This is a genomic window from Rhizobium sp. AN73, assembly GCF_030757975.1.
In the GTDB taxonomy this organism is placed as follows: Bacteria; Pseudomonadota; Alphaproteobacteria; order Rhizobiales; family Rhizobiaceae; genus Agrobacterium; species Agrobacterium arsenijevicii.
The window spans coordinates 510371-525095 of sequence record NZ_JARWME010000002.1; the positions used below are offsets into that span (position 1 = coordinate 510371).

The window sequence follows — 14725 nt, forward strand, 5'->3', positions numbered from 1 at the left end:
TCAGGTCAAGCCCGTTGGGGGTTACGTTGGATCTCTGGAATAAACTGATCCAAGCCATAAGTTTTTCGGTTGCGACGCCCGAAGGCCGTCAGCGGCTGGAACCGCTGGATTTTGCGCTGCGTGTCGCCGTTCTGGTCACCATTATTGCCGTCGTGATAGATACGATGGGGCTGTACATTCTGTCGAAGTTCGGGCTGGTGACCGACCTTGCGAACGGGCTGATGCTCGGCACGACCCTGTCGGCAACGATCGCATTTACTCTGGCTTTCCTGATTTGCTGGATCAATGCGAGCGAAGTGAAGGTCCTTGCCCAGTCGCACGAGCGGTTTCTTCATCTCAGCCATACCGACGCCTTGACTGGTCTCAATAACAGGCTGGGGCTTTATGCCAATTGCGTCAAACTCGACACGCAATATTGCGTCGCCTTCTTCGATATCGATCACTTCAAATCGGTGAACGACAGGTACGGCCATCATACGCGATAGCTTCGACGACACCGCGCATGTTTCGCGGTTGGGTGGCGAAGAATTCGTTGTCGTGCAGGCGCTTGCTCCGCAGCACTTTCTGGAGGTGTGCGAAAGGGTACGTGCGAAGATCGCGGTGATCCCTATGGATTTCCAGGACGTGCGGATCAATACCACGGTCTCGGTTGGGGTGGCTTTCCGGGCGAATTGGGAGATCTTTGAGAAAGTGTTGCACAATGCCGATATGGCGCTTTACGAAGCGAAACGAACCGGGCGCAATCGCGTCTGTCTCGCCGGTCATAAAGTCAGCCGCCAGAGTGTCGCATAGGTTTTGATATCTAGATATTAAAAGGCCGCGAAACCCGGTTTCGCGGCCTTTTTGCTGTTGCGGTTTTCGGTTGGCTCAGACTTCGTCCTTGCGGGAAAGCAGGATGCAGGCGAGCGTGATGAGGGCGGATACGCAGAGGTAATAGCCGACATATCCCATGCCGTAATTCACCTGCAGCCATGTGGCGATGTAGGGCGCCAGCGATGCGCCGAAGATGCCGGCCATGTTGAAGGTGATGGACGAGCCGGTGTAGCGCACGCGGGTAGGGAAGGGGGCGGCGAGCGCCGTACCGATCAGGCCGTAGGTCATGCCCATCAGCATCATCGCAAGAGCCGCGAAGACGAAGATCGAGCCTTCGCCGCCGGTCATCAGGCTGGGCAGAAGGAACGAGAACAGGCCGATCAGCACCGTTGTCGCGATCAGAACTTCACGACGGCCAAACCGTTCGGCGAGCTTGCCGGCGATCGGGATGAAGATACCGAAAACGATGGAACCGAGGATCTGCACTTCCAGCGCGTCGAGGAACGGGATTTTCAGAACCTTGACGTTGTAGGACAGCAGATAGGCGGTGCCGATGTAGAACAGCACGAAGGTGGCCAGCGCCACGAATGTGCCGAGCGCGAGGCTGCGCTTGTGGTTGCGGAACAATTCCACGACCGGCACGGCAACACGTTCTTCCTTTTCGATCGCCTTCTGGAAGTCAGGCGTTTCGGTGATCGACAGGCGAACCCACATGCCGACCGCGATCAGGATGATCGAGGCGACGAAGGGAATGCGCCAGCCCCAGCTCAGAAGGGCTTCCTGCGACATGAAATGCAGCAGGATCCAGAACACGCCGGAGGAGAGGAACAGACCGACGGGTGCGCCAAGCTGCGGGAACATGCCGTACCAGCTGCGTTTGCCGGGCGGTGCGTTTTCGGTGGCGAGCAGGACAGCGCCGCCCCATTCTCCGCCAAGACCGAAACCCTGACCGAAGCGGCAAAGCGCCAGCAACAGCGGCGCCAGAACACCGGCCGTCTCATAGGATGGCAGAAGGCCGATCACGACCGTCGACACGCCCATGGTCAAAAGGGCGGCGACAAGCGTTGCCTTGCGGCCGACGCGGTCACCATAGTGGCCGAAGACGACCGCGCCGAGCGGACGGGCGAAAAAGGCGATGGAGAAAGTTGCGAAGGACGCCAGAAGCGCCGTCATCGGGTCGTTGTTCGGGAAGAACAATACCGGGAACACGAGCACTGCGGCCGTGGCGTATACGTAAAAATCGAAAAACTCGATGGTCGTGCCGACCAGGCTGGCAGTGAGAACTCGTGCAGGCGAATTTGTCTTTACAACGTTCGAATTGCCAGCCGTCGGCGATACCGGAGATATCGCGTCAGTCATGGTTTTGGTTCCATTTTGGTTGATTGCAATGTCATGCCTTTGCAGGCGATGACTGCGTTAACGCAATTTTTGTTCTTTTGAAATGCCAAAAAAGAAATAATGCGGACAATGTGATCCATTGGCGCGACAGGTGCAGTGGTGTCCTCCGAGGTGCAGTCTTGCGATTGAGAGACTGATTCAGGCTGCGGATTTAAAACGCTGAAACGTCTGATAATTTTCGCTGGGGAAAAGCGCTATCTGTTAACGTTTTGATCTTGTCTTTATCGGGTGCAGAGGGCCGCGGCACCATGGTTCTATTTCCGATCATTGAAAACCTGCATGTTGCAATCCGTGCAACTCTCTGATTCCAAGGAGGGAATTCGGATCGATGCTGATTCTTTAATGGAACTCGGCATGTTGGACGCGGCGGTTAACGAAAGTAAACGATTCATTAACCTTAATGGCGTTTAACTGATCCCAAGGATCATGTGCCAGAATCACCGTTCGTCAAATTCGGTCGGTTCCGGTGTGGTTCGTAGCGGAGAGTTGGTGTCAGAGGTATCGATGGGCGGCAAGCACGTAGCTGTTCTTTTGGGTGGGTTTTCGTCGGAGCGGCCAGTCAGCCTTTCGTCCGGGAACGCTTGCGCGCTTGCCCTTGAGGGTGAGGGGTACAAGGTCACCCGTGTCGACGTGGGGCGCGATGTCGCCGCCGTGCTCGGCGAACTGCGCCCGGACGTTGCCTTCAATGCGCTGCACGGCCCCTTCGGCGAAGATGGCACCATTCAGGGCATTCTCGAATATCTCGCCATTCCCTATACCCATTCCGGCGTGCTCGCCTCCGCACTTGCCATGGACAAGGCGCAGGCCAAGAAGGTGGCCGCGGCTGCCGGCATTCCGGTGGCTGCCGAACGCGTCATGAACCGCTTCGATTTCACCAGCGAACATCCGCTTGCGCCGCCCTATGTCGTGAAGCCGGTGCGTGAAGGTTCCAGCTTTGGTGTGGTGATCGTCAAGGAAGATCAGTCGCATCCGCCGCAGATTCTTACCTCGTCCGAATGGCGTTATGGCGATCAGGTGATGGTCGAGCGCTATATCCATGGCCGCGAACTGACCTGCGGCGTGCTCGACGGCGAGGCGCTTGGCGTCACGGAAGTGGTGCCGCTCGGTCACAATTTTTATGATTTTGACGCTAAATACGCTGCCGGTGGCTCAAAGCATGTCATTCCGGCAGAAATTTCACCGAAAATTTACCAAAAAATTCAAACACTGGCGGTTATGGCGCATCGGGCGATCGGGTGCCGTGGCGTAAGCCGTTCAGACTTTCGTTACGACGACCGCTTCTCAGAAGATGGCGAAGTTATCTGGCTTGAAGTGAATACGCAGCCGGGCATGACGCCGACCTCCCTGGTGCCGGAAATGGCGGCCCATGCTGGCCGCTCCTTTGGTAACCTTGTCAGCTGGATGGTGGAGGACGCTTCGTGTTTGCGGTGACCGGCAAAAAGTCGACGGCAAAAAAGCGCGAGCAATTCGCGGCGGCAGCAAATGCCGACGATCGCATGGTGTTGCCGCGCCCGCTGCGTCGCGTCGTGCGTTTCTGCGTCAGCCTTGCGACCGGACGCATCCACATTCCCGCCCATACCGGCACGATTTCGGCCGTCGCCTTTTACGCTGTGACCGGCCTTTACGGCATGTCGCTTGGCGGACACACTAATATCGTCACGCAGACGACGACATCGGCCGCCGGTTTCGCGGTCGAGGACGTCAAGGTATCCGGCAATTTGCAGACTTCGGAAATCGAAGTCTTCCAGCTTCTCGGCCTCGACGGCAGCACCTCCCTGATTGCGCTTGATATCGATGCGGCGCGCCGCAAGCTCGTCCAGCTTCCCTGGGTGGAAGACGTCGACATCCGCAAGGTCTATCCGAAGACGGTTGAGGTTCGCCTGAAGGAGCGTGAAGCTTTCGGCATCTGGCAGCATGGTACGGAACTGTCGCTGATCGAAAAAAGCGGCAGCGTGATCGCACCGCTGCGTGACAACAAATTTGCTGCCCTGCCGCTGTTCGTCGGACGTGACGCGGAAACGGGTGCTGCCGGTTTCGTAGCGCAACTGGCCGACTGGCCGGAAATCCGTAACCGCGTTCGCGCCTATGTTCGCATCGCCGGTCGTCGCTGGGATCTGCATCTCGACAACGGCATCGTCGTCAAGCTGCCGGAAGAGAACCTGCCGCAGGCGCTGCAATTGCTGGCGCGGCTCGATCTCGAGGAAAAAGTTCTGTCGCGCGATGTCGCCGCCGTTGATCTGCGTCTGACGGACCGCACCACGATCCAGTTGACCGAAGGTGCGACGGAGCGCCGTCAGACCGCTGTCGACGCACGTACCAAGGCCCTCAAGAAGGCGGAGAAGAACACATGAGCTTTTTCGGTTCTTCCCATTTCGGTCTGCCTCGTCTGAAGCCGCTTTCTTCCAAGCGCAGCCACATCGTCTCGGTGCTCGACATCGGCTCGACCAAGGTCGTGTGCATGATCGGACGGCTGACGCCGCGTCAGGAAAGCGAAATCTTACCCGGCCGCACCCACAAGGTCGAAATCATCGGCATTGGCCACCAGCGTTCGCGTGGTGTGAAGTCGGGTGTGATCGCCGATCTCGACGCACTCGAAGGTGTGATCCGTCTTTCGGTCGATGCGGCCGAGCGCATGGCGGGCCTGACCGTCGACAGCCTGATCGTGAATGTTTCCGCCGGCCGGCTGGCAAGTGATATCTATACCGCGAGCATTGATCTCGGTGGCCAGGAAGTGGAAGCGAGCGACCTGCGCAAGGTTCTGGTGGCGGCAAGCCAGCAGTCCATGCGTCAGGACCGTGCGATCCTGCATTCGCTGCCAACAGGTTATTCGCTGGATGGCGAGCGCGGCATTCGTGACCCGCTGTCGATGTATGGCGATCTTCTCGGCGTTGACATGCACGTTGTGACTGTCGAACGCACGGCGCTGAAGAACCTCGAGCTTTGCGTCAACCGCGCGCATCTTTCGGTCGAGGGCATGGTGGCAACGCCCTATGCCAGCGGTCTTGCGGCACTGGTGGACGACGAAGTCGAGCTTGGCTGCGCGGCCATCGACATGGGCGGCGGCACCACGACGATCTCGGTTTTCGCCGAAGGCCGTCTCATTCACACCGATGCGATCGGCCTTGGTGGCCATCACGTTACTACAGATCTTGCACGTGGCCTCTCGACACGAATCGAAGATGCGGAGAGACTGAAGGTGGTGCATGGTTCGGCTTTGCTGAATGGCGCGGATGAGCGCGACATGATTTCGATCCCGCCGATTGGCGAAGACGATCGCGATCAACCATCGCAGGTTTCAAGAGCACTAGTTACCCGCATCGTGCGGGCGCGTATCGAAGAGACGCTGGAATTGATCCGTGATCGCATCCAGAAGTCCGGTTTCAGTCCCATCGTCGGCAAACGCGTTGTCCTGACCGGCGGCGCAAGCCAGCTGACAGGGCTGCCGGAAACGGCACGGCGCATTCTTGCCCGCAACGTTCGTATCGGCCGCCCCATGGGGGTTGCGGGTCTTCCGGTTGCGGCAAAGGGACCGGCATTTTCAACCGCATGCGGACTGATGATCTATCCGCAGGTGGCGGACGTGGAAATTCATGCGGCGCAAGGCGGAATGTTCTCGCCGTTTGGTACGGGTAGCGGCCGGATAGCCCGGGTAGGGCAATGGCTTAAAGAGAGTTTTTGAGTGGCCTCGTGGCGTGAGCCGGAGGTTTACAAGTTGAGTTTTCAAGAATCGGCCAGCGGGGCGATGCGGCCAGAGAAAGAAGGAATGGTAAAATGACGATACAGCTGCAAAAGCCTGATATCACCGAGTTGAAGCCACGCATCACCGTTTTCGGTGTCGGCGGTGGCGGTGGTAACGCTGTCAACAACATGATCACGGCCGGCCTCCAGGGCGTCGACTTCGTCGTCGCCAATACGGATGCGCAGGCGCTGACCATGACGAAGGCAGACCGGGTCATCCAGCTCGGCGTCAACGTCACCGAGGGTCTCGGTGCCGGTTCCCAGCCGGAAGTCGGACGCGCCGCCGCTGAAGAGTGCATCGATGAGATCATCGACCACCTGAACGGCACCCACATGTGCTTCGTCACCGCCGGTATGGGTGGTGGCACTGGCACGGGCGCTGCTCCGGTCGTCGCACAGGCCGCCCGCAACAAGGGCATCCTCACGGTCGGCGTCGTTACCAAGCCTTTCCACTTCGAAGGCGGTCGCCGCATGCGTCTTGCCGAACAGGGCATCGAGGAACTGCAGAAGTCCGTCGATACGCTGATCGTCATTCCGAACCAGAACCTCTTCCGCATTGCCAACGACAAGACGACCTTTGCTGACGCCTTCGCCATGGCCGACCAGGTTCTCTATTCGGGCGTTGCCTGCATCACCGATCTGATGGTGAAGGAAGGTCTCATCAACCTCGACTTCGCCGACGTTCGCTCGGTCATGCGTGAAATGGGCCGCGCAATGATGGGTACCGGTGAGGCGTCCGGTCCGGGCCGTGCGATGCAGGCTGCGGAAGCGGCAATCGCCAACCCGCTGCTCGACGAAACCTCGATGAAGGGTGCGCAGGGCCTGCTGATCTCCATCACCGGCGGTCGCGACCTTACCCTGTTCGAAGTCGACGAGGCTGCAACCCGTATCCGCGAAGAAGTCGATCCGGATGCCAACATCATCCTCGGCGCGACCTTCGACGAAGCTCTGGAAGGTCTCATCCGCGTCTCCGTCGTGGCAACCGGCATCGACCGCGTTGCGGGCATTGGCGAACAGAACATTGCCGATATGCGCGCTGCAGCCGTCAAGCCGCTTATCCGTCCTTCCGCGGCCGTTGCTCCCGCTCCGGCCGCAGTTCAGCCTGCACAAGCAGTATCGCAGGCACCAAAGACCGTAGACCAGATCGCTCAGACCATCCGTTCGGCGGAAGCCGAAATGGAACGTGAACTTGGTTTCGCAGCACACCAGCAGCCTTCTCAGGATTTCCGTCCGCAGAGCAAGCTGTTCGCATCCGCTCCGGCTGAAGCGCCGGCGGCTCTCCGTCCGGCCCAGCCGGTTCAGCAGGCCGCTCCGGCTCCTGTTGCCCAGGCACCGGTCTACCATGCGCCGGAACAGGTTGCCGCTCCGCGTCTGCAGCAGCCGCAGGCTCCGGTCTATCAGGATCAGGCTCCTGTTGCCCGCCAGCCCGAGCCTGTCCGCATGCCGAAGGTCGAGGACTTTCCGCCGGTCGTGAAGGCTGAAATGGATCACCGCGCCCACGCAGCTCCGGCTGCCCAGGAAGAGCGTGGCCCGATGGGTCTTCTGAAGCGCATCACCAACTCGCTTGGTCGCCGCGAAGAAGAAGAAGTTCCGTCCGAAATGATGGATGCACCGAGCATGGCACCGCAGCAGCGCCGCGCACTTTCGCCGGAAGCCAGCCTCTACGCTCCGCGTCGTGGCCAGCTTGACGATCACGGTCGTGCGACGCCTTCTTCGGCAAGCCACCATGACGACGACCAGCTGGAAATTCCGGCCTTCCTGCGCCGCCAGTCCAACTAACGGCGATTCCACTCGCCTCTCCAAACGCCCGGGTCACACGACCCGGGCGTTTTGTTTTGTCATGTGTTGTTAACAGTAAATTAATTCACGTTTTCAATGGTTTGTGCGTGTAACAATCCGAAACGAACAGTGATTTGTCCTGGCACTTTCATGTGCGTATGTATGAGGCTGGGTAAGGGAAACATTGACCTCGCCGGTTGTAAAAACCGGCTTGAAAAACTTGAACGGCGCTGAATATACGGCGCGGTTTTCAAAACAAGGCATATACGCATGACTATCGGACTGCTCGGATTTCAAACGACTATCGCAAATGCTGTTCAGCTCAAGGGCATTGGCGTGCATTCCGGCAATCCGGCTTCGATGACCTTCCAGCCCGCAGAAGCCGGAACGGGCATCGTGTTTCAGCGCCTTCATGAAAATGGCAGCGTAACCGAGTTGAAGGCGGTTTCTTCCAATGTCGGCAATACCGATCTGTGCACCGTGCTCGGCCGCTCGCTATCCCAGTCAGTGGCAACGGTTGAGCACGTCATGGCCGCCATCTACGCCATGGGTCTCGATAACCTCGTCGTTGAGGTAGACGGTCCGGAAGTGCCGATCATGGATGGCAGCTCTGCGCCTTTCATCGATGCGATCGGATCGGCCGGCATCAAGAATCTCGGCGTGAAGCGCCGCTACATTCGCGTCATCAAGCCTGTCCGCATCGATTCGGGTGCGTCCTGGGCAGAATTCCGCCCTTACGACGGTACGCGGTTCGAGGTCGATATCGATTTCGACACGCCGCTGATCGGCAAGCAGTCCTGGAAGGGCGACCTGACGGCGGATACGTTCAAGAACGAGCTTTCGCGCGCCCGCACCTTCGGCTTCATGCGTGACGTGGAGCGCCTGTGGGCTGCCGGTTACGCACTCGGCTCCTCGCTTGAGAACTCGGTTGTCATCTCCGACGACAACAGCGTCATCAATATGGAAGGCCTGCGTTACGCCAAGGACGAATTTGTCCGCCACAAGACGCTGGACGCCGTCGGCGACCTGGCACTTGCCGGTGCGCAGTTCATTGGTTGCTACCGCTCCTATCGCGGCGGCCACAAGGTCAATGCCAATGCGCTGAAGGCTTTGCTGAGCGATCGTTCGGCCTATGAAATCGTGGAGGCTCCGGCCCCCGCAACCAGGTACGTGCCCGCGAATTCGTTCCGGTCAACATGCCGGAATTTGCACCCTGGTCGGCTTGAGTTTATTCGCAGGCTAATCGATTGACAGGAAAAGCCGCTCCTTTCGGGGCGGCTTTTTCACGATGCGGGGCGAGATGTTTCGTCATACCGCCTGATATTCATGCGATTGCACGGGCCGATGCCATAAAAATGCGTTAATGCATCATCATTGCGTTGCCCTGCAGATGCTTTTATGGCTAGAAACGCCAGTGCAAAGCCGATGCTTATGTATTTGCGCGGGAAGTGGGAACTGTCGAATGAAGCATGTAGGGTCTGGTGCAATGAAGGGTACGATGCGGGGGATCGCCGTTTCGTTGATGTTGGTCGGCGCCAGTGTGGTGGTCACGGCCTGCCAGTCCGATCCGGATATCGACATTACCAAGCTCGGCGTCGAGACCGATCCGCCTGACGTTCTGTACAAGCAGGGGCTTGCCAACATGAACGCTGGCAACATGACGGAAGCCTCACGCAAGTTCGAGGCGATCGACAAGCAATATCCCTTTACCGAATGGGGCCAGAAGGCGCTTGTCATGCAGACCTTCATCGCCACTCGCACCAACAAGAACGACGTGGCCATCGCGTCGGGCAGCCGCTTCCTGCGCCAATATCCGCGCTCCAAGGATGCCGCTTACGTTCAATACATGATCGGTCTTGCCTATTCGAAGCAGATTTCCGACGTGACGCAGGACCAGCGCGCCGCGCAGCGCACGGTTGAGGCGATGAACAAGGTGGTCAACGACTATCCCGATTCGGAATATGTCGCTGACGCGCAGGCCAAGATCCGTTTCGCCCGCGACCAGCTCGCCGGCCGTGAAATGCAGGTCGGCCGTTATTACCTTGAGCGCAAGGAATATCTCGCCGCCGTGTCGCGTTTCCGTATCGTCGTCGAGCAATACCAGAACACCAACCAGATCGAGGAAGCGCTGGCCCGTCTGACGGAATCCTATTATGCGATGGGGCTTGCCGACGAGGCGCAGACTGCGGCCGCCGTTCTCGGCAATAACTATCCCGACAGCCAATGGTATGCGGATTCCTACAAGCTGCTGAAGGGCGGCGGGTTGGAGCCGCGTGAAAACAAGGGGTCCTGGATTTCGCGTGCCGGCAAGAAGCTTATCGGCGCCTGAGACAGGGCATAGGCCATGCTGGTCCAGCTCTCGATTCGTGACATCGTTCTGATTGAAAGGCTCGACCTCGGCTTTGAGGCGGGCCTTTCCGTGTTGACGGGTGAGACGGGCGCGGGCAAATCCATTCTACTCGACAGCCTGTCGCTGGCCCTCGGCGGCCGCGGCGATGGCGGCCTGGTGCGCCACGGGGAAGACAAGGGGCAGGTTACCGCCACTTTCGAAGTACCCACCAGCCATCCGACCCGGCATCTCCTGCGCGAAAACGGCCTTGATGACGATGGCGACCTGATTTTCCGCCGGGTGCAATCCGCCGACGGACGAACCAAGGCCTATATCAACGATCAGGCCATCAGCGTGCAGATGATGCGCCAGCTCGGGCAGCTGCTGGTCGAAATACACGGCCAGCACGACGACCGCGCCCTTGTCGACACTGATGCTCACCGCACGCTGCTGGATGCCTTTGCCGGGCTCTCTGACGATGCCCGTGCCGTGCAGAGTTTCTACCGCACCTGGAAAGATGCCGAGCGGGCGTTGAAAACCCACCGCGCCAAGGTGGAGGCTGCTGCCCGCGAGGCGGATTTCCTGCGTTCTTCCGTCGAGGAACTTGAGGTGCTCTCACCGCGTGATGGTGAGGAGGACGAGCTTGCCGAACGTCGGGCGGTCATGCAGAAATCCGAACGCATTGCCGGCGATATCGCCGAAGCGAGCGAGTTCCTGAACGGTAATGCCTCGCCCGTGCCAATGATTGCCTCGATGATGCGGCGCCTTGAGCGTAAGAGCCATGAAGCGCCGGGATTGCTGGAAGATACCGTGCAATTGCTGGATGCCGCGCTCGAGAGCCTTTCCAACGCGCAGATGGAAGTGGAGGCGGCGTTGCGCCGCACCGAGTTCGATCCGCGCGAACTGGAACGGGTGGAGGAGCGGCTGTTTGCGCTGCGCGCCGCCGGACGCAAATACAATGTCGCGGTGCCTGATCTGCCGGCGCTTGCGGAAAAAATGGTTGCCGATCTCGCCGATCTCGATGCGGGCGAGGAAAAGCTCGGCAAGCTCGAAGCCAATCTCGGCGCCGTGAAAGCCGATTTCGACCATGCGGCAAAGTCGCTTTCGGAAAAGCGAAGCCATGCGGCGAGTGCACTTTCCGAGGCTGTCATGGCCGAGCTTCCGGCACTCAAGCTGGAGCGGGCACGTTTTACCGTCGAGGTTAGCTCCGATCCGGAGCAGGCGACGGCTGATGGCATCGACACCGTGGAATTCCACGTCCAGACCAATCCGGGAACGCGCCCCGGCCCGATCATGAAAGTCGCTTCGGGTGGCGAATTGTCCCGTTTCCTGTTGGCGCTGAAAGTGGCGCTGGCGGATCGCGGTTCTGCACCGACACTGGTTTTCGACGAAATCGACACGGGTGTCGGCGGTGCGGTGGCTGATGCCATCGGCCAGCGGCTTCGTCGCCTGTCGAAGACCGTACAGGTACTGTCCGTTACCCACGCGCCGCAGGTGGCAGCGCGGGCGGCCACGCATCTGCTCATTTCCAAAGGCCCTTCCGGCGACGGCAGCGAGCGCATCGCCACACGCGTGGCGACGATGGAGCCGAAACACCGCACGGAAGAAATCGCCCGTATGCTCGCCGGTGCTTCGGTGACCGATGAGGCGAGGGCTGCGGCCGCCCGCCTGCTCGCCGCCAAGGATTAACGGCTGACGGCCACTGCCACGCCGGAGCCGATCATGACGCCGCCCGCTGCCCGGTTCACCCTGCGGACGATTTTCGGCTCACGCAGCAGCTTTCTTGCCCGCACCGCCAGAACAACATGACCGCCGATAACAATCGCTTCCACCGCGACGATGACGGACGCCAGCGCCAGAAGGTGATCGACCGTCAGCGAAGCGCCGACGACGTTTGGCAGCAATGCCACGTAGAAGAGCGGCATTTTCGGATTGCCGAGGTTAAGTGCGGTTCCGGTGGCGAATATCGAGATGAGGTTGCGGCCATCATTCATGGGCTGTAGACCGGGAACGACAGGTTCCGCCGTCCAGAGTTTGAAGCCCATCCAGATCAGATAGGCCGCCCCGCCATAACGCAGCACGGTCATTACCGTCCCCATCTCCGCAGCGACGACCGACAATCCGAAGGCTGCAAGCGTGAGGAAAATCAATATTCCAGCGACAGTCCCGGCCCCATAGGCAAGGCCGGAGGCGGCGCCGTGGGTGATGGTGCGGGCGACGATTGTCATATTGTCCGGTCCGGGACTGGCCGCGAATACGAAGAAGGCTGCCGCAAAGGCAATGAGGGTGGTGACTTCCATGGGAGGCTCCGGCATCTGTTTCATCCGGATGTTCAGAATAACGAATTCCCGCCTGTTGAAAAGCGAGGATGGTTTTGCGTTTGGCAATAATTCGCTAAAAGCAATGCAGATTCACCCGTGAGGCTTCTTCCATGTCGAAAGATCAGATTCCCGTCGAAAACCTGACCGAGCTTGAAGCCTCTTCCGAGCTGGCATTTCTGGCGGCCGAGCTTGCCCGCCACGATGCGCTTTACCACGGCAAGGACGCGCCGGAGATTTCGGACGCGGAATATGATGCGCTGAAACGGCGCAACGACGCCATCGAGGCGGCTTTCCCGGCGCTGGTGCGGGCCGACAGCCCATCGAAGAAAGTCGGTTTCACGCCGCTTCCGACCTTTGCGCCGATCGTGCATGCGCGGCCGATGCTGTCGCTCGACAATACGTTTTCCGAAGAGGATCTGCGGGATTTCGTCAGCTCCGTCTATCGCTTCCTCGGGCATCTGCCGGATGATTCGATCGCCTTTACGGCCGAGCCGAAGATCGACGGACTTTCCATGTCGATCCGTTACGAGAATGGCAAGCTGAAGACGGCGGCGACGCGTGGCGATGGCACGACGGGCGAGAACGTCACCGCCAATATCAAGACCATCAAGGAAATTCCAAACGAGCTGCCGTCCGATGCACCCGATGTGGTTGAGGTGCGCGGCGAGGTCTATATGGCCAAAAGCGACTTCATGGCGCTCAATGCCCAGATGGAGGCCGACGGCAAGCAGACCTATGTGAACCCGCGTAATACCGCCTCCGGTTCGTTGCGCCAGCTCGACGCCAATGTGACGGCGAAACGCAAGCTGAGGTTCTTTGCCTATGCGCTGGGCGAGGTCTCGAATGGCGGCCAGCCGACGCGGATTGCCGACACGCAATATGGCATCGTCGAGAAATTCCGGGAGTGGGGTTTTCCGGTCAATCCGCTGATGAAGCGATTCACCTCGACCGAGCAATTGCTTGAACATTATAATGAAATCGGCGTTGCGCGACCCGATCTCGATTACGATATCGACGGCGTGGTCTACAAGGTCGACCGGCTTGATCTTCAGGAACGGCTGGGTTTCCGCTCGCGCAGCCCGCGCTGGGCGACTGCGCACAAGTTTCCGGCCGAACAGGCCTTCACCACGGTCGAGAACATCGAAATCCAGGTGGGGCGCACCGGCGCGCTGACGCCGGTTGCGCGACTGACGCCGATCACGGTCGGCGGTGTTGTTGTCACCAATGCAACCTTGCACAATGCCGATTACGTTGAAGGCATCGGCAATGGCGGCGAGCGCATTCGTCCTGAGGATCACGACATACGTATTGGCGATACGGTGATCGTGCAGCGCGCCGGCGACGTCATCCCGCAGGTTCTTGATGTACTGCTGGAGAAACGCCCGGCTGATGCGGTGAAATATGCGTTCCCGGAGAAATGTCCTGTTTGTGGCAGCCATGCGGTGCGGGAGCGCAATGAAAAGACCGGCAAGCTAGATTCGGTCACGCGCTGCACTGGCGGTTTCGTTTGCCGGGCGCAGGCAGTCGAGCATCTGAAACATTTCGTCTCGCGCAATGCCTTCGATATCGAGGGGCTGGGCACCAAGCAGATCGATTTCTTCTTCGAGAGCGAAGACCCCACTTTGTCGATCAAGACCGCGCCAGATATCTTCACGCTGAAGGCGCGGCAGGAATCCTCCGCGCTGACTAAGCTCGAAAATATCGACGGCTTCGGCAAGGTCAGCGTCAAGAAACTGTTCGATGCGATCGATGCCCGCCGCGAGATCGATCTTCACCGGCTGATTTTTGCACTTGGCATCCGTCATGTGGGCGAGACCACAGCAAAACTTCTAGCGCGCTCCTACGGCACCTATGAACATTTCGAAGAGAGCATGAAGGCGGCGGCTGATCCGGCGAGCGATGCCTGGGCCGAACTCAACAGCATCGACGGCATCGGCGAGGTCGTGGCCCGTGCCATTATCGAATTCTACAAGGAGCCGCGCAATCTCGATGTCATCGACCGGTTGATTCGTGAGCTTCAGCCGAAGGAGGCCGAGAAGCCATCTACCGAAGGCAGCCCGGTGGCAGGCAAGACGGTAGTCTTTACCGGCTCGCTGGAAAAATTCACCCGCGACGAAGCCAAAGCTCGTGCCGAAAGCCTCGGCGCCAAGGTGGCCGGGTCCGTATCGAAGAAGACCGACATTCTGGTGGCCGGGCCGGGGGCGGGCTCCAAGCTTGCCAAGGCGGCGGAGCTGGGCGTGCAGACGATGGACGAGGACGAGTGGCTGGCGCTGATCGGTGGCTGAGGCGCCGTCATCGCAATGTTGTTCTGGACCGCTAGAGGTTTGCGCCTGAAACGGGGAACACA

At 59.4% G+C, this 14725-nt stretch carries 9 protein-coding genes and 2 pseudogenes; 9 read left to right on the forward strand and 2 right to left on the reverse strand.

The annotated features are described in order from the left end of the window. Positions 1-26 precede the first annotated feature (26 nt). Positions 27-792: pseudogene (locus tag RBH10_RS12295) on the forward strand (GGDEF domain-containing protein). 75 nt (positions 793-867) lie between these two features. Here the strand turns inward: RBH10_RS12295 and RBH10_RS12300 are convergent. Next, the gene (locus RBH10_RS12300; protein ID WP_045016877.1) at positions 868-2172 is read right to left on the reverse strand and encodes an MFS transporter; all 1305 of its coding nucleotides are present in this window, start codon (positions 2170-2172) and stop codon (positions 868-870) included. A 543-nt stretch (positions 2173-2715) separates the two neighbouring features. Here RBH10_RS12300 and RBH10_RS12305 point away from each other — a divergent pair. The 7 genes and pseudogenes from RBH10_RS12305 (at position 2716) to recN (ending at position 11746) form a co-directional block, all read left to right on the forward strand. Further along, entirely contained in the window at positions 2716-3642 is a 927-nt protein-coding gene (locus RBH10_RS12305) for a D-alanine--D-alanine ligase (protein WP_045016879.1), read from the forward strand. Beyond that, the gene (locus RBH10_RS12310) at positions 3630-4562 is read left to right on the forward strand and encodes a cell division protein FtsQ/DivIB (RefSeq protein WP_052675401.1); all 933 of its coding nucleotides are present in this window, start codon (positions 3630-3632) and stop codon (positions 4560-4562) included. The genes RBH10_RS12305 and RBH10_RS12310 overlap by 13 nt, the downstream gene beginning before the upstream one ends. Continuing rightward, positions 4559-5890 carry a cell division protein FtsA gene (gene ftsA / locus RBH10_RS12315; RefSeq protein ID WP_045016882.1) on the forward strand — a complete coding sequence of 444 codons (1332 nt, stop codon included), beginning with the start codon at positions 4559-4561 and terminating at the stop codon, positions 5888-5890. The genes RBH10_RS12310 and ftsA overlap by 4 nt, the downstream gene beginning before the upstream one ends. 92 nt (positions 5891-5982) lie before the next feature. Beyond that, positions 5983-7728 carry a cell division protein FtsZ gene (gene ftsZ / locus RBH10_RS12320; RefSeq protein ID WP_281037014.1) on the forward strand — a complete coding sequence of 582 codons (1746 nt, stop codon included), beginning with the start codon at positions 5983-5985 and terminating at the stop codon, positions 7726-7728. 270 nt (positions 7729-7998) lie between these two features. Then, positions 7999-8954, forward strand: a pseudogene (lpxC, locus tag RBH10_RS12325) (UDP-3-O-acyl-N-acetylglucosamine deacetylase). Positions 8955-9190: 236 nt separating this feature from the next. Further along, a complete protein-coding gene (locus RBH10_RS12330) occupies positions 9191-10057 on the forward strand; it encodes an outer membrane protein assembly factor BamD (RefSeq protein ID WP_281037013.1) in 867 nt (288 codons plus the stop codon). A 15-nt stretch (positions 10058-10072) separates the two neighbouring features. Next, positions 10073-11746 (forward strand): DNA repair protein RecN, encoded by a 1674-nt coding sequence (gene recN, locus RBH10_RS12335; protein WP_281037012.1) that lies wholly within the window; start codon positions 10073-10075, stop codon positions 11744-11746. Here recN and RBH10_RS12340 read toward each other — a convergent pair. Then, the gene (locus RBH10_RS12340; protein WP_281037011.1) at positions 11743-12357 is read right to left on the reverse strand and encodes a LysE family translocator; all 615 of its coding nucleotides are present in this window, start codon (positions 12355-12357) and stop codon (positions 11743-11745) included. The two genes, recN and RBH10_RS12340, sit on opposite strands and share 4 nt — an antisense overlap. Positions 12358-12488: 131 nt before the next feature. On the opposite strand from RBH10_RS12340, the gene ligA reads away from it, so the two are divergent. Then, a complete protein-coding gene (gene ligA, locus RBH10_RS12345) occupies positions 12489-14663 on the forward strand; it encodes an NAD-dependent DNA ligase LigA (protein ID WP_281037010.1) in 2175 nt (724 codons plus the stop codon). The last annotated feature ends 62 nt before the right edge of the window (positions 14664-14725 follow it).

Excerpts from the sequence above, each read along its gene's own strand:
- RBH10_RS12300 (WP_045016877.1), bottom strand. The coding sequence starts at position 2,172 with ATGACTGACGCGATATCTCCGGTATCGCCGACGGCTGGCAATTCGAAC.
- RBH10_RS12340 (WP_281037011.1), bottom strand. The coding sequence starts at position 12,357 with ATGGAAGTCACCACCCTCATTGCCTTTGCGGCAGCCTTCTTCGTATTC.
- ligA (WP_281037010.1), top strand. The coding sequence starts at position 12,489 with ATGTCGAAAGATCAGATTCCCGTCGAAAACCTGACCGAGCTTGAAGCC.
- RBH10_RS12305 (WP_045016879.1), top strand. The coding sequence starts at position 2,716 with ATGGGCGGCAAGCACGTAGCTGTTCTTTTGGGTGGGTTTTCGTCGGAG.
- RBH10_RS12330 (WP_281037013.1), top strand. The coding sequence starts at position 9,191 with ATGAAGCATGTAGGGTCTGGTGCAATGAAGGGTACGATGCGGGGGATC.
- ftsZ (WP_281037014.1), top strand. The coding sequence starts at position 5,983 with ATGACGATACAGCTGCAAAAGCCTGATATCACCGAGTTGAAGCCACGC.
- ftsA (WP_045016882.1), top strand. The coding sequence starts at position 4,559 with ATGAGCTTTTTCGGTTCTTCCCATTTCGGTCTGCCTCGTCTGAAGCCG.
- recN (WP_281037012.1), top strand. The coding sequence starts at position 10,073 with ATGCTGGTCCAGCTCTCGATTCGTGACATCGTTCTGATTGAAAGGCTC.